Genomic DNA, 23,002 nt, shown 5'->3' with positions numbered 1-23,002 from the left:
GTAAAATAGAGAAATGTCTACATTATTATACAGAGTGGGGAAAACCGCTTTTAGCAAACCTGCCTATTTCATCATTGGCTGGGTTTTAATTCTGGGAATTGTCATCTCCATGATCAGCATCAATGGTATTCACATCAGTTCCGAAATGAAGATTGAAGGCACAGAGTCACAGAAGGTTCTGGATCAATTGGCAAAAGAACTGCCTGCCGCCTCCGGCGGTCAAGGAAGTGTTGTCTTCAAAGCTCCAGACAACGAGCGTTTGGATACGCCTGAACGTTTGGCGGCCATGATGAAAGGTGTTAATGAAGTTTACGGATTAGACAAAGTCATTAACCCTGCGGACTATGCAGCTGAAGCGGGTAATTCGGGTGCTCAGGCGGAGATGGCTCAGAATGCTCAGGCTACTGATATGGCGCAATCCGCAACAACCACGCCTCCTCCCTATGGACCTTTGATGGTGGATGGTGTTCCTGTACCTGGAATGCTGATCTCTTCGGACGGCAGCATTGCACTGTTCCAGTTCCAATTTACAATTGAACAGTCTGCCATAACACAGGATGTATTTGATTCCGTTATTCAGTCCATTATGACGGTAGAGCAAGGAACCAATATTAAGGTGTTGCCGGGCGAAACGCTCAAAACGGTATCGATTGGAGTCGGCTCGGCAGAGATTGTTGGACTGGTCATTGCTGTCATTGTATTGCTGATCACCCTTGGCTCCGTTGTTGCAGCAGGTCTGCCTCTGATCACTGCACTCCTAGGAGTTGCCATTGGAGTTGGTGGTGCGTTCTCCATCTCCAAATTCATCGAAATGCCTAGTGTCACTTCCGTTCTAGCTCTAATGGTTGGATTGGCTGTTGGAATCGACTATGCGCTCTTCATTGTTAATCGCCAGCGTCGAATGATCATTGATCAAGGCTTGAGCGCAAAAGAAGCAACGGCCAGAGCCATTGGTACATCGGGTAGCGCAGTATTTTTTGCCGGATTAACCGTCATTATTGCACTGTGCGGTATGCTTGTCATCGGTCTTACATTCTTGTCTACGATGGCTTTAGTCGCAGCTGCCACCGTGCTCATCAACGTATTTGTTGCTTTAACCCTGTTGCCGGCTTTACTGGGATTGGTAGGAGAACGCATCTGTTCCGCCAAAGCTCGTGAGAAAAGCGCGAAACATCCTAAAGCCACTAACCACGGAGTCGCGAACAGATGGGTGAAATTCGTTATCAAAAATCGTTGGGCTACCATTATCGCCATCATCGTCATTCTTGGTTTTGCCGCGACGCCGATCACCAAAATGGAAATGGGTATCCCCGGCGCTTCCTCAGCGAATCTGGATACAACTGCAAGACAAAGTTATGATGCCATCTCCGAAGGCTTCGGAGAAGGATTCAACGGACCCCTTATTCTGGTCGCAGAGCCTAATCAGTCTTCCGCAAAAGTTACACCGCAACTCTTGGGCGGTCTGGTGATGGAACTTCAAGGTCAGAATAACGTTGCACAAGTCACACCGCTTGGGATGACAGAAGATTTAGCTATTTTCAGTCTCATTCCAAAAACGGGTCCTAACGATAATCTCACTAAAACACTGGTCACTGATCTGCGCTCGGCTGATTCCGGCATCGCACAGACCTATGATGTGAAACTCGGAGTTACTGGACTCACAGCTGTTAACATCGATATGTCCGCCAAACTGGCGCAGGTGTTCCCTATTTATGTAGGCATTATTATCCTGTTGTCACTGATCATTCTGTTACTCGTATTCCGTTCGATCATCGTTCCCATCAAAGCAACAATTGGCTTCCTGCTTAGTATCCTGGCTACATTCGGGATCACCACTGCTGTATTCCAATGGGGCTGGCTGCATTCGCTCTTTGGTTTCGATACCGGCGGCCCGTTGCTGAGCTTTATGCCGATCATCGTAACAGGTATCCTGTATGGCCTGGCGATGGACTATCAAGTCTTCCTTGTGAGCTCCATGCGGGAATCCTATGTGCATGGTCATCGCGGGACCGAATCCGTTGTTCATGGGTACAATCAGGTAAGTCGTGTGGTTGTTGCCGCAGCAGTGATTATGGTCTCTGTATTTGCAGGATTTATATTCACTGACGATGTCATGATCAAGCAGATTGGTTTCACTTTGGCGGTAGGCATTCTGATTGATGCTTTTATCATCCGTATGGGCTTGGTCCCTGCCATCATGGCTATTTTCGGAGACAAAGCTTGGGCACTTCCAAAATGGCTGGATCGCATTCTACCAAACCTGGATGTTGAAGGCGAGAAGCTGATTGCTTCCCTGAATGCTGAAGAGCATGCCAACACGAAGTCTGGATCAAAATAATTCTGCCAATAGAACGGCGATACCATGATTACTATTACGACTGCATTAACCAATACAAAGACCTCCTCTGTTTTTATAAACAGGAGGTCTTTTTTTCTTTTTCACATTTTATGCGGTGATGTCTTCAATATGGATAGTATAGCGTGGGGATTTAGCAGCATTAACAAACGCCGAAAATAACTTCTGACTGTAGTCATCTACTTTATAGCTGTACTCTGGATGCCACTGCACAGCCAAAACAAACGAGCGGTTTGGCATGACCACGGATTCAACGAGTCCATCTTCAGCGACGGCCACAGCAGTTAACTTATCCGATAACATTTTGATTCCCTGATGGTGGTAGCTGTTCACTTTTATCGTATCGGTTTGCAAAATATCGTATAGGATATTATTTTTCTCAATATGTACATCATGTACAAGATCCATATACGGCGGACTTTGCTTATGATTAACGATCTTGTTCCCATGAAGTTGAAGGCTAGTCGGAATGTCTTGATATAACGTTCCACCCAACATAACTTTAAATAGCTGTAGTCCACGGCATATGCCAAAAGCAGGCTTATCAATCTCAATTACTTTTTGTAATAATATCGACTCCATCATATCGCGTTCAATACATAACTCTCCACAGGTAACCTCTGCAAGCTCATGATACAGCTCAGGATTGAGATCATGTCCCCCGGTGAACAGGAACCCATCGAACTGATTAGCCAGCGTTGCTATGATCTCGGTATCCGTTGTCAAAGGCAGCATAATTGGAATCCCACCTGCTCCTTCTATGGCGTTCATATAATCTGGAAGCATCCAGTAACTTTTTTTGTCAGTATCATACAAAGGCAGTACACCGATCATGGGCTTTTTCATAGCTTTACCTCCCAGCTTTTCATTCATTTTATCAGATCTCTTCATATATAAATTCACTGAATTATTGCATTATCCTACCTCTATCATCTACGAACCCGTTTCATCCGGAATGCTGGAAAACTAAAAAAACAAACAAAGCCGCTATAACAGCGACTTTGTTTGTAGTTCAAATACCATATATATGCATTCATGAGTTTAGTCTAGACAGCATCTCATCTAAGCTGCTTTTACAGTGGTTGCTTCGTCTGAATTCAATTGGATGGAACGCTGGCATATCAGGGTTATGACAAAAGCCAGTAAGGCAAGCATCACAGCAACTGGAGGCACCCACTGGACACCACCCATATTAACGGCAATTCCCCCGACGCCGGAGCCTAACGCTATACCCACATTGGCTGCCACAGGCAGGAGTGTAGATGCAAATGCTTTGGACCCCGGCGCGATCGCTCCAGACACATCAAACAAATATAACTGGGAAGCGGCACTCATGGAGGATGACACACATCCAATCAGAAACAGGAATGCCAAGCCGATCCACAGATTGGAAACGGTAAAACTCATGCCCAGGAAGAGGATCGCTTGGATAACGAAAAGCCCCTTGAGCTTGGGTAGGAAATCACCCTTGGCTATTTTGGCACCAATCCAGTTACTCAGGATGCTGCAGGCGCCATAGATCAGGAGTATTGCACTAATCCATTGTACTGGCACACCCATCGTCTCACTCAGGAGTGGCGTAATGTACGTAAAAACGACGAAAATACAGCTGTTTCCCAGTACAGGGATCAGACAGGCCAGCAATATCCGTGGTTTTAAAAAGAGAGACATCTGATCACTGAACGAACCTGCAATCGTTGTTGTTTGGCGTGGCAGAATACGAAACATGAATACCAGCGGCACAAAACCTATGCATGCTGTAACAACAAACGTCATGGACCAGCTTAGATGTTGTCCGATAAATGTACCGAGCGGAACACCTAGCACATTTGCGATTGAAAATCCGCCCAAAATCCAGGCGATAGCTTCCCCTCTTCGCTCCCGGTTCACTGCGTCGCTTACGATCGAGATCGAAAGTGATATCGTAAGTCCACAAGCAATGGCCGACACGATGCGAATGGCCATCAGAGAAGAGAACGTTGTTGAGAACACGGTCAATAGATTTAAAGCTAACACGATTGCAAATCCAATCAATATGGAACTCCTTCTGGATATTTTGGCCAAGAAGGCCACAGCAAATGGTGTACCCACTGCGTATGCAATCGCAAAACCGGAGACAAGCATACCCGCGGCAGCAAGTGATACTTTCATGTAACTTTCAATTTCCTTCAACACACCCACGATGACATACTCGGTTGTTCCCAGTACAAAGCTAACAAGCGTAAGCGTTAAAATAAGTAGGTTCTCTCTATTTCTAGTCATAAATCAATACTCACTAATCCTTTCTATTGTTGCAAGCGCTTCAATTCTGTCTACGATCATTAATTCATGTATTTTCTGCTTTCCCATCCCTTCACTTTCGATATATAGTACATTTTGGATAGTGAAATTGTACTGTCAGATATACCATGGCGACAATCAAGGTTGTTGTGGTTTTATTGCAAAACATTATATATGTTGTCATTTCAACACAGACTTTCATTACTGATTCTGAAGGGAAGACATAGATGAATACACACCACGAATTCGGCCAACGGCATCCAAATCGAGATTGCACCATTATTTATGTAGGAAAACTGGCCGACAATCCCCATTGGAGTTTTCCGACGCATAAACATGACGATCTGCATGAGATTATCTACGTAACTGAAGGCAAAGGATTGTTCACCATTGACGGTACCAAACACTGGGCTCAAAAAGGGGACATGCTCATTTATAACAAGGGTACTCTTCACGAGGAGAAGTCCAATCCTGAATTCCCGTTATCCACCTTTTATTGCGGCTTTCGTTTTGCAGAAGGCACCCAGACCCTTGAGGATTGGGTCATTCCTCCCTCTAACAATCCGATCATTCGAGCCAACCGATATTCCGATGAGCTCCATTCGTTAATGCAGACTCTCTTCAATGAATTTTCAATCCGGGAACATGGATACGAGTCGATTTCTGGGCATGTCCTGAAAGCAATACTTCTGATCATCGATCGGCAGTCCCGTCAACAGCTTCCTAGTGGGGAGATCGTTGAGAGCAATACCCTTGCTGAGAGCATTAAAGACTATTTGGATACCAACTATCGGCAGAACATTAAACTCAAAGAATTGGCAGATCAATTTCATATCGATTTTTATTACTTAATTCATATGTATAAAAATCACTTTGGCACTTCTCCTTATCATTACCTGATTCAACGAAGAATGGGTGAAGCCACCCGATTATTAGTCTCAACCAACAAAAAAATATGGGAGATCGCTAAACTGGTCGGTTATGATAACCCTAATTACTTTACGATTTTATTTACCAAAACGGTTGGTGAATCACCACGAAGTTTCCGAAAAAAGAATCAAAAGGATATGTTCGGGGATGAGGCGTCACATTCTTACTAATCTCTCTAAATGCAAAAAGGCGCTCCATTGGGGGAGCGCCTGGTGCTTTATATATCTCTTTACATGTTTCTTTACACATTTATTTACTTCTACTTTAGAGCTTAAACCGGCGAACCAATTCTTGCATATTCTCAGCTGTTTTGGATAGCTGTGCAGATGATGCCGATATCTCCTGCATCGCCGCCATTTGTTCTTGGGCTGCTGCTGAAGTTGTCTGAGCACTATCAGCCGACACTTTAGAGATATGATTCATCGCGGCAACGGTAGCCGAGACTTCTTCCGTACTGGCTGACAACTGTTCTGAGACAGCGGAAATATCCTGAATTTGATCCACGATATGCGTTGTATATTGTTCAATGTTCGATATGGTTGCCGAAGCTTCTTGGCTGATCCGCATTCCTTCACCGACTTGATTACGAACTTTATCATTCATAAGAGATGTGGATTTGGCAATCAAATCAAGCATTTTACCAATGGTAGCGCCAATCTCGTCCGCACTTTGTTTGGATTGCATCGATAACGTTCGTACCTCGCCTGCAACGACAGCAAAACCTTTGCCGTGTTCTCCTGCTCTTGATGCTTCAATAGAGGCATTCAGTGACAGAAGATTGGTTTGCCGAGAGATATCCGCAATCGCTTCATTCATTCGATTAGCTTCGGCGGAGAGACTGGACAGCTCATTAATCAATGCCGAGGTTTCTTCAACAGCTCCGAGAATGTGTTCCATTTGTTCTCCGACCTGGTTTATCGTTTTCCCACCGTTAGCAACAGCGCGCTCCGTCTCTTCAGCCGAATCCACAATCGCACTCGCAGATTCTGCAATTGTACTGATGCCTCTCGCCATCTCTTCTACGGCATTCGCGGTTTGTTCCGAATTCTCCGCCCCAACGATAGCTGATTCCGCAGTCTGTTGCATGGTTTCAGCCACATGTTGAACCGATTGGGTGGTTTGTTCTGTACTTTCCTGAATCATCTGGGAAGAGTGACTTAACAACGATGACGTCTGGTGAAGTTCAGCAACCACCGATTGAAGGGAGATGGTCATTTGGTCAAAATCATTTGCCAAAATACCAAATTCGTTTTCGGTTTTCAGATTAACCCGTTCGGACAGATTCCCTTCGCTTACGCTGCGGGTGGCCTTTCGCAGTTTTTGCATAGGTACGATAAAAGATCTCAGAATGAAGAAAATAATTACACCGGCAATCAATACAGATATAACAATGACCGTTAGACTCGATATCATGATGGGTTTCGCTGCGGCGATAAAATCTTCATGGCCCATCAAAGCAATGACATTCCAACCCGTCAAAGCATTAACACCGTTATATACCTCCAGATCATACGCCAGATCCGTTCTAACAAATTGGGAAAATGCCATCGGTTCATCGGAACTTGAAGCCGTATTAGGATGGACTGGAATTCCCTCAATAAGTGCTCCGCCGAGCTCTCCTCCTCCACCTTTTGCAATCGCACCGGACCAAGCTGCAATCGTTCGATTGGAGTCCACTACAATCAGACTTCCATTGCCTCCTACATCGACATATGATAACGCTTTTGCTAATGGCTCCAGATCAAGTTTAATACTTGCTACACCATGTTCATCTGAAAGAGCTTTTGAAATCTCTACATAAATCTTCCCGGATGCCGGATCATTCATAATACTCGAAAAATAGAGTGATCCATTGTTACTTTCACCATTGGCATACCATTCTGTGCTGCGTGGATCGTATGTTGCATCCTCTATTGCTGGAGAAGATATAACACTGCCTTGGTCGTTGCCTACGGTTATGGCAAGAATATCAGGGTATGTATCAGCTAACTGGTCGATTCCTACTTGTAGTGCTTCATTGTTCGCCTGACTGGGGTCGGAGCCATACATACTGTCGATATAACTCAATAATGCTACTTTTTCCCCCACCAGATTGTTAATATGCTGTCCGGTCATCGTTAATATGGTATTGATGGGATCCGTCATTTTTTGTTGTACCTGATCTTTGGCACTATCATATGAAAAATATCCGATAAGTGCAGTCGGGATGATAAGTACCGCAAGGAAAGCTGCAATGAGTCGAGTGCTCATTAATCGTAAAACGGCTCCTCCTTTCTTATAAAATGACCTTTTTTCACTTTCCTTTTTCAAGTTCAATCTTCCTCTCTTTATTCATTTTTGGTAGAACTAATCGGCCAGTAAACGCAAAGAAACCCATATATATGCACACCCAAAGAAACTTTGAGCATGTATATACATAGGTATTGCCTGAATGAATTCAGTAACAAGCCGTATTTGTTTAGTATTATAACATAAATAAAAAGGGTTTGTTAACTATGATTGGGTCTTTATACCAGACATCTGTTGTTTATAATCCGTAGGACTTAGCCCCGTATACTCTTTGAACACCTTCGAGAAATAGTGCTGGTCGCTAAATGACAGTACATCGGAAACCTCCTTAAACTTCATGTCGGGTTGACTTTCCATCAGTCTGCAGGCCTCCTGAATGCGAAGCCGGGTGTAATACTGGACAAACGTAATTTGTGTTGCATTTTTGATCACTCTGCTGACGTACGACGGGCTAACGTGAAACTTCATGGCAATGTCGTTGATAGATAATTGAGAGTATTTATTTAGTTTTACGTAATCGTCAATCTGTTCAAACAGGATCGCCTTGCTTTTTCGAACGTGGGATTGCAGCATATCGAAGCACTGTCCCGTCCATTCCGCCAGTTCCCGGCAAAAATCGGCATAGGACTGTGCCTGGGCGAATTGTCTTGACCGAAGCTCCAGACCCAATCTCATGCCCGACCCCTGTTCCTCGTACAGATGAGCAAACGTGTCTACAATCAATCCAATAAACCGCTCCACCTCGGTCATATGTACATTTTCCTCTGCCCATCGATTCAGCAATTCGGATAACTTAAAAGCAAACCGTTCTTTCTGCCGAGCCTGTATCATCTGTACAAAAGCTGATTCCTGCAGCGGATCCAGACAGCCTGTCTCAGATCTGGCCATCGACACCGGATTCCCGGTATCCAACACTATTCCTTGTTTCAACCGTTGCTGCTCAGACAAAATGGACGACATTCGGTGATAGAGCTCCGGCAGATTACCAGACTCAGCGAATAGAAGTTGTCCTCCAATGATTGCATCGATGTCATGCGCAACCAAATGCCGTCGCATCGATTCAAGACATTCATGTACGGAAGAGTACACCTCAAGTGCACTCTTGTTGACAAAAGCGATAAATTGATATGAAGTTTGACTGGTGTAAACACGACAAGGATGGAATGCAAAAAAATCCTGCACTAAACCCTCAAGTTCCACCTGCACCCAACGTTCATGCCCTGCGGTAAAAGGCTGTCTGCTCATAATGATCATCATCTGGCTGAATAAAGGCGGAAACTCCTCCCCTTGTTTCGACGTAATCTCACATTGGGGATGAATGATTTCCTGCAAATCCAGCAGTTCCTTGGACATCTGTTGATCAAGTTGGTCAATTACCCGACTCATGACTTCTTCAAGCGCCTCTCGCTCGACGGGTTTTAACAAATAGTCAAACACTTGCAGGTTCAATGCTTTTCTTGTGTATTCAAAATCGCTGTAACCGCTAATCAAGATGACCTTCAGATCCGGGTTGGCAATTTTGGCTTGCTCAATCAGGGACAGTCCGTCCATTTTCGGCATTCGTATATCGGTCAACAGCAGATCAATCGGTGACTGCTTTATCGCTGCCAAGGCTTCCTCGCCATTCGTTGCCGTAGCCGCTACACGAATCGGGAAGCTCAGCGTTTCCAAGAGCATTTTAATATTACGTAATATCGGTTTGCTATCCTCAACGATCATAACGTTATACATCGCCTATACCCCCTTGCTAGTAAAAATCTCTCGTCAGTGAGCCGATGATTTGAATCGTTGCTCCATGTTGCTCTTCCGCATGATTGTTAAATATATTAATAAAAAGCCGGTTGTTATACATTAGTTTGAGTCGATTGACACTATTGATAATCCCCATGTTACCAAGGGCTGTTCCACGATCAGCAGTCTGGTTCATTCCGGAACCCGATGCCTGAATATTGGCTAAAATCTCCTGGATCTTATCCGGTGGAAAGCCCTCTCCGTTATCTTTGATCTCCAAAGCCCATAATCCGTTATATTGCTTCACGGTAATCTGGATACGCCAAGGCGGCGTGGTGTTGGCAAAGGCATGTTCAATGCAGTTTTCCACAAACGGCTGAATGACCAACCGCGGCAATCGGATATCGTTCGCCAGCTCATCAGCACAGATGTCCCACTCCAGATCCTCTTCGTACTTTTGTTGTACAAGGGACAGATAATGTCTCGTATGTTGAAGCTCCTCAGCCAAAGTCACATGCGCGTATGGTGAAGAGACAATATAACGCAGACTGTCCGAAAGATGTTTGCACATATCCGATACAACTTTGGTCTTCCCCTCTTGGGCGGCAATACTGATCAGGTATAGAACATTATGAATAAAATGAGGTGCAATCTGGGCTTGCAGCGCCGAATTACGCGCCTTTACTTCTTCATGAAGCGCCGATTTTTCCCGGTCAATGGATTGCTGCAGCCTCTCCATCAGATCCTGAAAGGCTTCGTTAAGTAATAAGAGATCGTTATTCTTCGGCGTTTCATCCACTTTCAGATTCATATTGCTGTAGTTCATGCGCCAGATCTGACCGCGTAGCTTGCGGATAGGCAGCAGCAGGTTACGTGTCGACAGGAAGATATACACAAATGAAACCAGCATCAGTGCTGTAATCAGCAGAATGGACATCGTCTGAACCGAATGGATCGAGCCTAGAACAGATTTTTTGGGCGTTATGATATACGTGATCCAGCCTGTACTGGGTGAAGTGGAATGCGTGATATAATTGTCGTTTTTGTCCACATCCAGTCCCTCGTCTGATGCAGGCTTTGTCCAATTGGTAAATGTCACACCCGCTTCCGAACCTGTCATCTGCTCGCCTTGTTCATTCAGAATATAGACTTCGCCAGCGGTAATACCCTCTGTTAGGTTCTGTATATAGGCCTGTTCCATCTGGATGCTAAGATAACCGTACACCTTGCCGTTCTGATCATTGATCGTGCGCACAAATGAGATCGTATCGTCTTGACGCAGCAGAACAAAACCACTTTCCGTCCAATCTCGTCCGACCTGACTACTCTCCATCATGGTGTTCAGGATTGCGGGAGGATTACCCGAACCCAGATATGATGTCAGGAGAACCCCGTGATTGTCGTAGATGGACATGTCCTTGATATTCATGCTCGGCCCGATGGCCTGAAACATGATGTCTTTGATGATCCGAATTTGCTTCAGTCTTTCATAGTTACTATGAGCTGAGGAGCTCTTGTCCATGGCTGCAAATATATTTTTGCTGGATAATATTCGCTGCGACATCTGGTTCTGTTGTTCTACGTATAGATCAACTTGCTCTCTTACCTTCGTAGCTGTAACGAGCGTATCCTGCTCTGTTTTCAGTTTGAGCGGGCGGACAACGATCACATTTACATACACGATAAAACAGCCCAGCACAAACAAAAGCAGAGCCAGAAATGTCAAAAACACCTTTGTCTGCAAACTGAATTGAGTTGCTTTATGTATGAGCTTTGCCATTCTCAGAGATGCCCTCCTGTTCTGACATGATGTGAAATCCCTTATATTCATGTCTACTCTATCACGGTATTTCATGAAATGATAGCGATTTCAAGTTCAGGATTTTACACATCAACGTTCAAGCACAGACATGTACCGGGGCGAGAAAAGAATCTATAATCGGACTTGTAAACGGATTCACTACACGTTTCAGAGGGGGATTTGCATTGAAAACAATAAAAAGAAAAAAGGTGTTTTCCATTATTCTGGCCAGTTTATTATCGGTCTCATTAACGGCTTGTGGATCAGGAGGTACGGATTCCGGCACAGCTGCTGGCGGGGACAGCAAGAGTGGCAAAGTCACATTGGAGCTGGCAATCTCTAAAAGTTCTCAGGACTCTGCTTTCATCCAGCAGGACATTCTCGATGCATTCGAAAAACAAACGAACATTCGTGTCAATTTGCAGCTGATTCCAGCGGAACAAACGACAACTGTACTGCAAACCAAACTGGCTGTAGATGAAACGCCTGACATTATTCAGTACAATCTGGCGAGCGCAGTCACAGACCTGAACCTTGAACGTAACTTCGAGATTCTGGATAACGAGCCTTGGGCAAGCAGAATTGTGAACAAAGACGTCCTCTCTTCTGGTGGCCATCTCTACAGCTTCCATGTCAGCCAAGATACGGGGATGCAAGGGGTCGTTTATAACAAACAAATCTTTGAAGAACTCGGGTTGTCGATTCCAACCAACTACGAAGAATTCCTGGCGATCTGTGAAAAAATCAAAGCGAGTGGCATTACACCTGTATTCATGCCTTACAAAGATGCCTGGGCTGCCAACATCTGGCCTGCTGCAGCTTTTGCCGATTTTGTAGCCAAAAATGAACCGACGTTTTTTGATGAGTTGAACAGCAACAAGAAAAAATGGTCTGATATCCCGGAATTCAAAACATTCCTGGAACAACAATATGAAATTTACACCAAAGGTTACACCAACACGGATGTGCTTAGCGACAGCTATGACATGGCCGTAGGTAAATTCCTGAACAAGGAAGTGGCCATGATGTTTATGGGCGATTGGTTAATTGAAGGCGTGGCCGAGCAAGATCCAAATATGGAACTGGGCGTATTCCCGATTCCATCGTCGGATAATGCCGGTCTGGGTGCAAGTCCACTGGGCGGACAACTGTTCATTCCGAAGAAATCCAAACATCTGGATGAAGCCAAACAGTTCCTGGACTATATCGCTTCCAAGGATGTCGCACAACAGATCGTCGACTCCAAAGGATACGTATCCAATTTCAGTGACGTTACTACACCGGAACTGCCAGCTTACAAACAGGATATTGTAGACAATTATATTACGCCGAAGAAAACCGTGCTGACAACGGATGCATACATGCTGGTTGATCGCAGCGAACTGTATCGGTTGTTACAGGATCAATTCGCGGGTGGTTTGTCACCGGAAGAAGTACTGAAATCCTGGGACGAGAAGTTCAGTCAGCTGATGCAGGATAAAGGTGTAGAAGGTTTTTAAAGAGTGAAATATAAGGCAGCATAACAGGATCGACCGTTATGCTGCCTGGCTATAACGGAGTGTGAGACATGAAAAGGACTAAAAATCTGTACTCGTATTACATGATATTTCCCGCACTGATTATCTACTCCATCTTTTTCGTTGTGCCTGCTCTCGCCGCTTTCTATTACTCATTCACGGATTGGCGGCTGGATCGGCTGGAGCTGAAGTTCATCGGGTGGGATAATTTCCAGAAAATTTTCTCGGACAAGACGCTTATTCTGGCGCTGAAAAACACGGCGATATTTGCAATCGTCACCGTCGTTGGCAAAAATGTCATCGGCCTATTGCTGGCCGTAGGACTTAACATGCGATTAAGAACAAAGAACCTGCTACGCGCGATCTTCTACTCCCCTTCTATTCTCAGCATCCTTGTGATCAGCATTCTGTTCACTCCCATGTTGCGTACCGAAGGTACAATCAACAATTTGTTGGAATCTGTAGGATTACATTCATTAAGCCAAGCTTGGCTGACCAACCCATCGATTGTGATCTGGACGATTGCCATCGTCTCAATCTGGCAGAGTGCCGGGTTCCAGATGGCCATTTATCTGGCGGGCCTGCAGTCCATTTCTCAAGAGTATTACGAAGCAGCCAAGATTGATGGCGCAAGTTCGTGGAGAAGTTTTTTCAAGATCACACTACCACTCTTGCTGCCCGCGATTAACATTAACCTGATGCTGACATTGATCGGTGGACTCAAAGTATTCTCCGAAGTATATGTCATGACCGGTGGTGGCCCGGGTAACGCTTCCCAGGTCGTAGGTACAATCATTCTGCGATCTTTCGGCGAAGGCAACTGGGGACTTGGTACCGCGGTCAACACACTTCTCTTCGTGGTCGTTACCATTATTGCTATTCCGCTATTGATCTTCATGCGGCGTAAGGAGGTTACGGAATAACATGGGCTATACACGCAAACTCGCCATCCGCAACTATATCGTGGAAGGTTTCCTGATTCTGGCCTCTCTTATCGTTCTGTTGCCGCTTGTCATTCTGATCTTTGGTTCATTCAAAACTAGCGCCGAAGTGCTTAGCTTCTCCCTGAGTTTCCCGGAAACATGGCAGTTCTCGAACTATGTTCGTGTCTTCCAGGAAGGTGGTCTGTCGCGAGCGTTCTTCAACAGCATTTTGATTACTGGCGTATCTTCCATCATTAATATCGTTGCCTCTTCGGCAGCGGCATTCATTTTGGCACGTCGGGAAACCAAACTATCCGGCACGATCTACATGTATTTCTTCATGGGACTGATTGCGCCAATGTCGATTATTACGACCATACGGGTTGTACAGGGATTGGGATTCTACGGCAGCATCACAAGTGTCATCCTGATCTACGCCGCGTTAAATACAGCCTTCAGTGTATTCTTGTATAGTGGATTCATCAAAACCATTCCACGAGCGCTGGACGAAGTGGCATTTCTGGAAGGAGCAAGTGTGTTCGGGGTGTTCTTCCGCATCGTCACACCGCTCATCCTGCCCGTTAACGCAACGGTAGCGATCATGGTGTTCATGTCCGTCTGGAATGACATTACAATTCCGGTGTACTTCCTGACAGACAGTTCCACATGGACGATGCCACTGTCGATCTACAATTTCTACGGCAAATATAGCCGGGACTGGAACCTGATCTTCGCCAATCTTGTGCTTACTTCACTGCCTGTATTCATCCTGTATCTATTCGGGCAAAAATATATTGTCAGCGGCCTTACTGCCGGTGCAGTTAAAGGTTAAACCTTATATTCTCACGGTTCTTGAAGGAATGGAATTAGAGAATTCATGACAGACTTAACCCCCACCAGATCTGGTGGGGGTTGTTTTATTTATAACGAGAAAATGCATCTACACCTCTCTATTTTTGAAACAATTGCGGGTAAAGGGCAGCAACACCACCAGCAAGACCCTGTTGTACATTCCGACTGGTATCATCAGCAATAATCTCGTAGAGATCCGCTTCGATGGAATCTATTGCAATTTTGGCAATATCCGTTGGGCTCGTTTTTGGCGCATCGATACCTGCCGTCATATCCGTATCCATGAACGCCACGTGCAATCCGGCAACGCTAACGTTCTTAGGGGCTAATTCGAGACGTAATGCATTCGTAATTCCCCACTGAGCGGATTTTGCAGCTGAATATGCACCTGAGTTACCAAGGCTGAGCCAAGATAGAGCAGACAGGATATTCAGTATCGAACCGCCCCCATTCTTCTCTATTACCGGTGCAAACGCACGAATCATTGAAAGCGTACCGAATACATGTGTATTGAATTCCAAGTGAATATCGTTCAGCTCACCTCTGAGCAGAGAAGCACCCGTAGCGGAACCAGCATTATTAATTAGAAGGGTTACATCACTAGCTACCTCAGCTGCAGCCATGACAGATTGTGGATCCGTAATATCGAGTTGCAGTGGAATAGCCCCGGGCAGATCAATGGATTCAGGGTTTCGTGCCCCAGCATACACTTTGGTTCCCCTCGCCAGCAGTTCAAGAGCAAGTTCCTTACCCAACCCTCGATTAGCCCCACTTACAATAGCAACTTGTTTGGAAATATTCATTTATTATTACTCCCTCTCATTGAGAATGTATTCATTTTCGAGTTGTTATGGGAACGATCATTCTCATAATCTCTAATAACAATCTATCACATCGGGAACGATCAGTAAAGAATAACTTTTATGATTCATTTCTTTTATAAAAAAAAGATGCCCGATAACCTTTGAAATAAGGCTCCGAGCATCTTTCTTTGGTCCTTCATTGAGAACGGATTTACATATGGATTATGATTTTATGTCATACAGATTCGCAGGTAACGCCTGCACAAATGGTGACCAGTCACTAACAGTATATAGATGAAGTCGGTGCATGGCCCGTGTGCATGCCGTATACAGAAGCTTGCGATCATATTCCTGGCTGTAAGCAACGGGTGAAGCATCATAGACCAGGACAGCATCGAACTCAACGCCTTTGGCGAGATACACAGGAATAACCATGATTCCTTTTTCAAAAATCTGTGTGTCCTTTGTTATGAGCTGCAACCCTTCGCCGCCTTGACTTTGCAACCTTTCATAGGCGTCACGGCTTTCAGCCGCGGTTTTCGTAATCACAGCGATGGAATCGAACCCCTCCGCCTTAAGCGCGGCGATGTCTGCGAGAATCTGCGCACCACGCAGCTTTTCGTCCTTCAATCCTGTTAAAAGAGGCTTCTGATCTCCCCTTTCAAACGGTCTAATCTCTTCTCCCCCTGGTAACATCTGTCTCGTGAATTCAACAATCTCTTTGGTTGAACGATAACTGCGTACGAGCCGTATCAAAGTAGTTTCACCTTCTCCGTAAAGGTGAACCAGTGGCGAGTTGGATGCTGCCAAATCCGTAGCCTGCATAAAGATCGCTTGCCCGAAATCCCCCAGCACCGTCATGCGGGCACGAGGAAACAGTTTCTTGAGATATTCGTATTGAAACGCCGAATAATCCTGGCCTTCATCGACAAAGACATAACGAATCTCTGTGTTCGTCCGGACGCCTTCGATCATCTCTTTTACATATAAATACGGAGTAGCATCCTCATGGAACAGCTTGTTCTGAAGGATCATGGCCTTGGTCTGTTTACAAATCTCAGGCCAGTGCTGTGGGGGGATTGCCCCATTCGTTTGTTCCCGATAAGCGGCTTCATCTACAAATAGTTGTTCATATATCCCTTTCACATCCACGAACTGAAATTTCCGCACACTCTTTCTTAAAGGTTTAAACATGTCTTTCACCAATTTCTGACGAAGCAACTCCTCTTCCCGCACTCCAAAGTTAAAGGCACCCTCATCTTGCACTGCCTTGTTATTTCCGTTCTCACGGGCTGCATATTTTTCCGCCACATCAAACACAGGCTTTTCTTTGTGCAACATGCGGAAAGCTTCCACATAATCATCTGTGTCCAGATAATTCAACTCCTCCTGAACCCAGTCTGCTTCCCGTTCCAGACGTTCCAGCGAAACGAGTTCTCTCAGCAACCATTCCTGCAAAAGAAGAATGCGGTTGGACAAGGTAAGATTTTGATCCAAACTGTAGAATTGAGTCTTAATTCGGTCCGCAGTGATGAATTCACGTCCCCGAAATTGAATCCCGTTAAACTGCATGCCCTCCCGCCCCAGCCACTTACCGTAGTTTTGGAGCACTTCAAGGAATGTCTCGGAAGCTTTGTACTTAATCGCCTCCAGACGAGCTTCATATCCCGGATCATTCTGAGCTGTCAGCACATATTCAATCTGATCAAAGGCATCCTCTGGTCGGAAGGAGGAATCCAGCCAATAATTCAGATATTCCTGGAAAGTTGTCTGCTGCATGTTCTCTTCGCCAAGTTCCGGGAGTACGGTCGAGATATAACTGGTAAACATCGGATTCGGCGAGAAAAGTACAATCTGATCTGCTTTAACTGTCTGGCGGTGTTTATATAGTAAGTAAGCGACTCGCTGTAACGCAGCCGACGTCTTGCCACTGCCAGCTGCCCCCTGAACGATAAGCATTCGGCTTCGGTCATCACGGATGATGGCGTTTTGTTCCTTCTGGATAGTTGCTACAATACTCTTCATTTGTGAGTCTGCACCCTTGGCGAGCACTTGCTGCAACAGTTCGTCACCAATCGTCTCAGTTGAATCAAACATGCTATGAAGCTGCCCATGTTGAATCTGGAATTGACGCTTGAGCTCCATCTTTCCGTCGATTCGTCCTGAAGGTGTGTCATAACTTGCTGGCCCGGGAGAGTGATCATAGTACAGACTCGCAATTGGCGTACGCCAGTCATAGATTAGAAAGTTCAATCCATCTTCATCCATGAAGGATGATACACCGATGTAGATCTGTTCAGTCAATGTCATGCCTTTTTCCTTATAGTCGAAACGGCCAAAATACGGCGTTGGAAGCAGTCTCTTTGTATTTTTCCATTGTTGTGTTAACAGCTTGTGCCCGCGCTCCCTCTCGGCCAACACTCTCGACTGCTGATTAATGGTATAGAATGCATCTTCAAAATCCGTGTACGAACCCGTATTAATCGTCACTTCTTCCCAGAACCGTTTACGAATTTCGGCAGCCTGTTCATGCAGTCCGGCAACCTTCGGTTCTAACTCGTCGAGTCGTGCCTGAAGTTTGTTCCTCACCTGAACTAGTCTTTCCTCTTCCAACTTCCATTTCACTGTTTTATCCATGAATGAGTCCACTCCCTTTTCCATTTATTAGGGCCAAAAAAAAGAGCATTGACAAATCGGAATGTCGGATGTAAAATTAAATTAGGATAAATAATGATTCACCCTTTACATTCAATATAAATGTCAATTGCGCTATAGATTATATCATGGCTTTTTTTCACGTTCAATGCTTTTTTTCGTTCTGTCTGAGTTGAACAATAATTTATATAATATAAGGTGTCCCTCGAGCTACACTAGGGGCATCTTTTTTTGTGTCCTGGGCATGGTTCATATCCTGAATGCGCTGTAAGCTATACACCCCTTTATAAATTCGATAAAATGAACGAAACATGAAACATGAGTTGATGCTTTTGGGAGGGATACATAAATATGAATATAGAACCTGTGGAGGACCGTTGTCCTGTTGAGTTTGCAGTCAATATGATTGGTGGGAAATGGAAGTTATTAATTATAAATCGTCTCATCCGCCATTCAACAATTCGATTCAATGAATTACAGAAAATGCTGGACCCCATTACGCATCGCACATTAACCAGGCAATTACGAGAACTTGAAGAAGCTGGTTTGATAAACCGTGTTACCCACCCTGTAGTTCCGCCTAAAGTCGAATATTCCCTTACAGAAAAAGGACAAAGCCTGACTTCGATCTTGTTTCAGCTAGGTGATTGGGGATCGAAACATATGTAAAACGCCTTCCCATAGTATCCTAAGGGATACTCTATATCATTAATGTGCGTACTTACGCTCCTATCCTAAATCCGTTATGCTGAGGTCATTGCTGAGTGTTAACTCATTCATTCCAATCACATATTGAAAGGAAGTTATTGACCACTATGACACAAAATGATCGATTTTTAGTATATGGGGCATCGGGCGCCCAAGGCGGCGCTGTCGCTCAATTACTCGTTCAACACGGTTGTGAGGTTCGCACGATTACTCGAAATGAGGCAACAGCCAACACACTGAAGGAACAAAACATTGAAGCTTTCATCGGGGATCTATCAGATGTGGAACAGCTCCATACGGCGCATGAAGGTGTAAGTAAAGTCTTCCTGAACCTGCCGGTGGAGTTCAATCCGGATAAGATCAGACAATATACCAAAAATGCAATTGATGCTGCTATACAGGCAAACGTTAAATTGATTGTAGTTAACACAGGTACCTATGTTCCTGACCCTATCACCCATTCCAAAGGAATTGAATTGAAACGTGAAGTTATCCACGAATTGCAGCAAAGTGGTCTTCCATATATCATTGTGGAACCCATTGTATACTTGGAAAACTTCCTGATTCCCGGAATACTGAACAATGGCGTTTTGGCCTACCCGGTACCAGCAGACAAGCCGATCTCCTGGATTAGCTTAAACGATGCAGCTCAATTCCACTATTATGCCTTGACTCATTCGGAATTGGCAGGAAGCATTATCCCAGCCCCCGGATTAGAAGCCCTGACAGGTACACAATTAGCGGAACAATTCAGTGCTGTATTAGGTGAAAAGATCAGCTTCATGTCTCTTCCTTTTGATCATTTTGAAGCAGCGATTCAGCCTTTGTTGGGAAGTGAGACAGCAGCAGGTCTTAAAGGATTGTACCAATGGATTGATGGACATACAGATCTTCTTCCACGGTATCAAGAGTTGGATGATAATATCAAAGCCAATCTTAAATTAACCAAAATAAGCGATTGGATTCATCAAACAATGATTAAATAATATTTTATGAACAAGCCATTTGAATCTCCAACCAGAGAAACGAATGGCTTGTTCTTTTTATATGAGAACTTTAATGGACTCAACTGATTCAAATTCAGAGATTCTGATAGGATTAGGCAAAACTTTGATAGAAATGTGGTACAGGTTGTTCCCTTCGTTATGACATAATAATGTGTATATAGATCACCCTATAGGTGGCAATAATAAACATTAGAAAGGATTTGAACATGACATGGAATATACTAAACTTGGTAATACAGGCTTGGACGTATCTCGATTTTGCCTGGGATGTATGGGATTTGGGGATGCCAGTAAATGGGTTCATGAATGGGTACTGAATGAAGAAAATTCTCGCCCGGTGATAAAGAAAGCGCTGGATCTAGGCATTAATTTCTTCGATACAGCGAATGTATACTCTCTGGGTACAAGCGAGGAGTATCTTGGTCGGGCGTTAAAAGATTATGCCAATCGGGATGAGGTTGTCATTGCAACCAAAGTACACGGACAAATGCATCAAGGACCCAACGGTTCTGGTCTTTCCAGAAAAGCCATCCTGAGTGAGATTGATAAAAGCCTGAAACGATTGGAAACCGATTATGTGGATCTCTATATCATTCATCGTTGGGACTACAATACGCCTATTGAAGAAACCATGGAAGCCTTACATGATGTGGTGAAGTCCGGTAAAGTGAGATATATTGGCGCTTCGGCCATGTTTGCATGGCAGTTCCAAAAAGCATTACATGTAGCAGAGAAAAATGGTTGGACCAAGTTTGTCTCCATGCAAAACCACCTGAATCTCATCTACCGTGAAGAGGAACGAGAAATGTTGCCTTTATGCAAGGAAGAAAAGATTGGTGTGACTCCCTACAGTCCTCTTGCTTCAGGCAGGTTAACCCGTGACTGGTCCGTATCAACACTTCGATCCGAGACAGACAAAATTCAGAAATCCAAGTACAATGCAACAAGTGATGCGGATCGGCTTGTTGTTGAACGAGTTGCATCCATTGCAGAAAAATACGGTGTCCCTCGCACACACATTGCACTTGCCTGGTTGCTACAAAAAGACACTGTAGCGGCACCAATTATCGGTGCCACCAAAATATCGCATCTGGAAGATGCGGTAGGTGCTCTTTCTGTTAAGTTGACCTCAGAAGACGTCTCATTCCTTGAAGAACCCTATGTACCTCACCCTGTAGTAGGTGCTCAATAATCGCTTTTGCTTAAAATATAGAAGACCTCCTCTTTCCGTATCCGGAAGTTGGGGGTCTTCTTTTTATATCGCGATTTATTTGCGCCAGAATGTTGAACATTCTGCCTTATCCGCTATATTGAACTCAATCATTCTCTCAAGTAACGAAAAATCAATCTCCTGTTTCCACTTCATCCGCACCAACTCTTTGGTGTGATCATAACCCGCCTGTGTGATCTCTTCCGAAAAACGATTAATTCCTGCCTTCTCGGGAGCAACAGCCAAGTGTTGCTTGGATACACTAAAGCCAATAATAAAGGTCTCATGGTCGGTAAACATCGGTTGATTCCAGGCTATTTTTTGTTTTAAATTCGGGAATTTTTCAGTGACCCAGTTCAAAACTTCTTCCGTTCGTGCATGGTGTTCCGGGTTATCGATGCGTGCTATAAATTCTGCAAAGGTCTCCATTAGTTCCCCCCTATATCATGAAATATACTACTTATATTGTCCAATTCAAACTCATTCTATCATGAATATCAAATTCATAAACACCTGTCGGTTGCTTTAATGCAAAAAGAATATGTGATAACAATGACTCTTAATAGTTTTTTTACAATGTTTAAAACAGGATTGAACTGCATACCTTCATCCAAATAAATATTGAACCTTCATAGAATATAAAAAAAACCGTTGATTGTTATTATCAACGGTACTACAACTACTATTTAGTTACCTTGTATTTAATCAGATTATATCGGTAGTCGCTAACCATGGTGCGATAGACCACATTTTCGGACGAGTCATAAGCAAAGTTACTCTTATGCACATCATCTAAAACAAAGTATTTACTAAGTATTATGTCTCCATTATCTTTCATTAAGGTATACCTCTCTCCCCATTTGTCATTAATGGTTCCAAAGCTTGTATACTCAATATAGCTATCGTTTCGATAGGATCTCATTAAACCATTAAAATTAAGCTCTCCTTCATACGCACGAGAAAACAGCTTTTTGAAGTTATGATCATATAAAGTGATACTGTGTTCAGATTTGTTATCGATTAATAGTTTACTTCCGGTTGAATGCATAGAAATGTTCATGTTTCTATCAAGCACGGTTTCCCATTTGAGTTTACCATTAACTCCATAAGCCATTAATTTCTGTCCACCATATGAATTGGATCTTGCATATTCTACAATTAATGTACCGCCACTTAATTGATGATAACCCGCAACGTAGAATCCACCAAACTTTTTGGAGTTAAATGTAAATAATGGATTTTTCAAAGAGGTTACATCTTTGAAAACCTCGATTTTATTCTCACCTACAAAATGGAGTACATAACCAGAAGTCAGTACTTCAGTTTTATAACCTAACACAGTTTCGCTTGTCGTTATTCCTTTGGAATTTAATGTGATAAAACGAGACTGATTTTTAAGATAATCTGTTTGTTGTAGAACAATTCCGTTTTTATAAGGATAGATATTTGAGAAACTTAAATCCTTCTTCTCGAATAAACGCTTTCCTTTCGAATCCAAACTAAGAATGTTAAATGTTTTCCCGTGATTCGTAGAATACTGATAGAATATACTGCCGCTCTCGTTGTAGAACCAAGCGTGATTCAAAGGGTAAAAATTTTTCACTTTATTTTTTATGTCGTACGCCCAGGCAATTTTCCCTGTCTTATTATTTATCGTGTATAGGCCGAAGTTATTACCAGACAAAGTACCCGGGTTTAGCATGACAAGCTGAGCAGCATGGTTAATACTGTCTTGAGGATTGTATCCTAGTTCAAAGTTCAGATAATTAAATTCTTTAGGAAGAGTATGTACCCAGTCTTGCTGTAGCCCTCCGTGCTCCTCTAAGCTTAATTCGGTGAATTCTGCGTACATCTGATTTGTACTGGCTAAATACAATGTGAAAACTACGAAAATTGCTATCAACCTTTTAGATATCTTACCTTTCAATACTGGCACAGCC

17 protein-coding genes are annotated in these 23,002 nt (G+C 44.0%); 8 read left to right on the top strand and 9 right to left on the bottom strand.

Going from position 1 to position 23,002, the window contains the following annotated elements; genetic code table 11:
• Window positions 1-13 precede the first annotated feature (13 nt).
• Window positions 14-2,338 (top strand): MMPL family transporter, encoded by a 2,325-nt coding sequence (locus tag MKY01_RS14955; protein ID WP_339286842.1) that lies wholly within the window; start codon window positions 14-16, stop codon window positions 2,336-2,338.
• Window positions 2,339-2,446: 108 nt separating this feature from the next.
• Here MKY01_RS14955 and MKY01_RS14950 read toward each other — a convergent pair whose 3' ends face one another.
• Both MKY01_RS14950 and MKY01_RS14945 read right to left on the bottom strand, forming a co-directional pair.
• Window positions 2,447-3,202: a gamma-glutamyl-gamma-aminobutyrate hydrolase family protein gene (locus MKY01_RS14950; protein ID WP_339286841.1), complete on the bottom strand. Its 756-nt coding sequence runs from the start codon at window positions 3,200-3,202 to the stop codon at window positions 2,447-2,449.
• Between the two features lie 216 nt (window positions 3,203-3,418).
• Window positions 3,419-4,618: an MFS transporter gene (locus tag MKY01_RS14945; protein WP_339286840.1), complete on the bottom strand. Its 1,200-nt coding sequence runs from the start codon at window positions 4,616-4,618 to the stop codon at window positions 3,419-3,421.
• 245 nt (window positions 4,619-4,863) lie between these two features.
• Here MKY01_RS14945 and MKY01_RS14940 point away from each other — a divergent pair, with 245 nt between their 5' ends.
• Window positions 4,864-5,736, top strand: a complete 873-nt coding sequence (locus MKY01_RS14940) for an AraC family transcriptional regulator (protein ID WP_315371186.1) — start codon at window positions 4,864-4,866, stop codon at window positions 5,734-5,736.
• A 94-nt stretch (window positions 5,737-5,830) separates the two neighbouring features.
• On the opposite strand, the gene MKY01_RS14935 is transcribed toward MKY01_RS14940, so the two are convergent.
• The 3 genes from MKY01_RS14935 to MKY01_RS14925 form a co-directional block, all read right to left on the bottom strand.
• A complete protein-coding gene (locus MKY01_RS14935) occupies window positions 5,831-7,816 on the bottom strand; it encodes a methyl-accepting chemotaxis protein (protein ID WP_339286838.1) in 1,986 nt (661 codons plus the stop codon).
• Between the two features lie 243 nt (window positions 7,817-8,059).
• Window positions 8,060-9,586: a response regulator gene (locus MKY01_RS14930; RefSeq protein ID WP_339286837.1), complete on the bottom strand. Its 1,527-nt coding sequence runs from the start codon at window positions 9,584-9,586 to the stop codon at window positions 8,060-8,062.
• Between the two features lie 16 nt (window positions 9,587-9,602).
• Window positions 9,603-11,366 carry a histidine kinase gene (locus MKY01_RS14925; protein WP_339286835.1) on the bottom strand — a complete coding sequence of 588 codons (1,764 nt, stop codon included), beginning with the start codon at window positions 11,364-11,366 and terminating at the stop codon, window positions 9,603-9,605.
• A 206-nt stretch (window positions 11,367-11,572) separates the two neighbouring features.
• On the opposite strand from MKY01_RS14925, the gene MKY01_RS14920 reads away from it, so the two are divergent.
• The 3 genes from MKY01_RS14920 (at window position 11,573) to MKY01_RS14910 (ending at window position 14,659) form a co-directional block, all read left to right on the top strand.
• Window positions 11,573-12,886, top strand: coding sequence for an ABC transporter substrate-binding protein (locus MKY01_RS14920; protein ID WP_315373297.1), 1,314 nt, complete (start codon window positions 11,573-11,575; stop codon window positions 12,884-12,886).
• 68 nt (window positions 12,887-12,954) lie between these two features.
• Window positions 12,955-13,827, top strand: a complete 873-nt coding sequence (locus MKY01_RS14915) for a sugar ABC transporter permease (RefSeq protein WP_036670879.1) — start codon at window positions 12,955-12,957, stop codon at window positions 13,825-13,827.
• A 1-nt stretch (window position 13,828) separates the two neighbouring features.
• Window positions 13,829-14,659: a carbohydrate ABC transporter permease gene (locus MKY01_RS14910; protein ID WP_017688542.1), complete on the top strand. Its 831-nt coding sequence runs from the start codon at window positions 13,829-13,831 to the stop codon at window positions 14,657-14,659.
• Between the two features lie 118 nt (window positions 14,660-14,777).
• Here the strand turns inward: MKY01_RS14910 and MKY01_RS14905 are convergent, their stop codons facing one another.
• Both MKY01_RS14905 and helD read right to left on the bottom strand, forming a co-directional pair.
• Window positions 14,778-15,482 carry an SDR family oxidoreductase gene (locus tag MKY01_RS14905; RefSeq protein WP_076317917.1) on the bottom strand — a complete coding sequence of 235 codons (705 nt, stop codon included), beginning with the start codon at window positions 15,480-15,482 and terminating at the stop codon, window positions 14,778-14,780.
• Window positions 15,483-15,704: 222 nt separating this feature from the next.
• Entirely contained in the window at window positions 15,705-18,119 is a 2,415-nt protein-coding gene (gene helD, locus MKY01_RS14900; protein ID WP_315372826.1) for an RNA polymerase recycling motor HelD, read from the bottom strand.
• Window positions 18,120-18,488: 369 nt separating this feature from the next.
• Here helD and MKY01_RS14895 point away from each other — a divergent pair, with 369 nt between their 5' ends.
• The 3 genes from MKY01_RS14895 to MKY01_RS14885 all read left to right on the top strand — a co-directional run bounded on the left by MKY01_RS14895 (window position 18,489) and on the right by MKY01_RS14885 (window position 21,044).
• A complete protein-coding gene (locus MKY01_RS14895) occupies window positions 18,489-18,806 on the top strand; it encodes a helix-turn-helix domain-containing protein (protein WP_017688544.1) in 318 nt (105 codons plus the stop codon).
• A 146-nt stretch (window positions 18,807-18,952) separates the two neighbouring features.
• Window positions 18,953-19,831, top strand: a complete 879-nt coding sequence (locus MKY01_RS14890) for an NmrA family NAD(P)-binding protein (RefSeq protein WP_339286833.1) — start codon at window positions 18,953-18,955, stop codon at window positions 19,829-19,831.
• A gap of 232 nt (window positions 19,832-20,063) precedes the next feature.
• Window positions 20,064-21,044: an aldo/keto reductase gene (locus MKY01_RS14885; protein ID WP_036608033.1), complete on the top strand. Its 981-nt coding sequence runs from the start codon at window positions 20,064-20,066 to the stop codon at window positions 21,042-21,044.
• A gap of 75 nt (window positions 21,045-21,119) precedes the next feature.
• Here the strand turns inward: MKY01_RS14885 and MKY01_RS14880 are convergent, their stop codons facing one another.
• Entirely contained in the window at window positions 21,120-21,491 is a 372-nt protein-coding gene (locus MKY01_RS14880; RefSeq protein WP_339286831.1) for an iron chaperone, read from the bottom strand.
• Window positions 21,492-21,744: 253 nt separating this feature from the next.
• A complete protein-coding gene (locus MKY01_RS14875; RefSeq protein WP_339286829.1) occupies window positions 21,745-22,998 on the bottom strand; it encodes a hypothetical protein in 1,254 nt (417 codons plus the stop codon).
• Between the last annotated feature and the right edge of the window lie 4 nt (window positions 22,999-23,002).

Source organism: Paenibacillus sp. FSL R5-0486 (assembly GCF_037975155.1).
GTDB lineage: Bacteria > Bacillota > Bacilli > Paenibacillales > Paenibacillaceae > Paenibacillus > Paenibacillus amylolyticus.
Note: the sequence above shows the minus strand (reverse complement) of the source record. Positions and strands in the feature narration are given on the sequence as shown.

What these genes read in the sequence shown, in the direction of transcription:
- MKY01_RS14955 (WP_339286842.1), top strand. Translation starts at nt 14, where the DNA reads ATGTCTACATTATTATACAGAGTGGGGAAAACCGCTTTTAGCAAACCT.
- MKY01_RS14950 (WP_339286841.1), bottom strand. Translation starts at nt 3,202, where the DNA reads ATGAAAAAGCCCATGATCGGTGTACTGCCTTTGTATGATACTGACAAA.
- MKY01_RS14945 (WP_339286840.1), bottom strand. Translation starts at nt 4,618, where the DNA reads ATGACTAGAAATAGAGAGAACCTACTTATTTTAACGCTTACGCTTGTT.
- MKY01_RS14940 (WP_315371186.1), top strand. Translation starts at nt 4,864, where the DNA reads ATGAATACACACCACGAATTCGGCCAACGGCATCCAAATCGAGATTGC.
- MKY01_RS14935 (WP_339286838.1), bottom strand. Translation starts at nt 7,816, where the DNA reads ATGAGCACTCGACTCATTGCAGCTTTCCTTGCGGTACTTATCATCCCG.
- MKY01_RS14930 (WP_339286837.1), bottom strand. Translation starts at nt 9,586, where the DNA reads ATGTATAACGTTATGATCGTTGAGGATAGCAAACCGATATTACGTAAT.
- MKY01_RS14925 (WP_339286835.1), bottom strand. Translation starts at nt 11,366, where the DNA reads ATGGCAAAGCTCATACATAAAGCAACTCAATTCAGTTTGCAGACAAAG.
- MKY01_RS14915 (WP_036670879.1), top strand. Translation starts at nt 12,955, where the DNA reads ATGAAAAGGACTAAAAATCTGTACTCGTATTACATGATATTTCCCGCA.
- MKY01_RS14910 (WP_017688542.1), top strand. Translation starts at nt 13,829, where the DNA reads ATGGGCTATACACGCAAACTCGCCATCCGCAACTATATCGTGGAAGGT.
- MKY01_RS14905 (WP_076317917.1), bottom strand. Translation starts at nt 15,482, where the DNA reads ATGAATATTTCCAAACAAGTTGCTATTGTAAGTGGGGCTAATCGAGGG.
- helD (WP_315372826.1), bottom strand. Translation starts at nt 18,119, where the DNA reads ATGGATAAAACAGTGAAATGGAAGTTGGAAGAGGAAAGACTAGTTCAG.
- MKY01_RS14895 (WP_017688544.1), top strand. Translation starts at nt 18,489, where the DNA reads ATGAATATAGAACCTGTGGAGGACCGTTGTCCTGTTGAGTTTGCAGTC.
- MKY01_RS14890 (WP_339286833.1), top strand. Translation starts at nt 18,953, where the DNA reads ATGACACAAAATGATCGATTTTTAGTATATGGGGCATCGGGCGCCCAA.
- MKY01_RS14885 (WP_036608033.1), top strand. Translation starts at nt 20,064, where the DNA reads ATGGAATATACTAAACTTGGTAATACAGGCTTGGACGTATCTCGATTT.
- MKY01_RS14880 (WP_339286831.1), bottom strand. Translation starts at nt 21,491, where the DNA reads ATGGAGACCTTTGCAGAATTTATAGCACGCATCGATAACCCGGAACAC.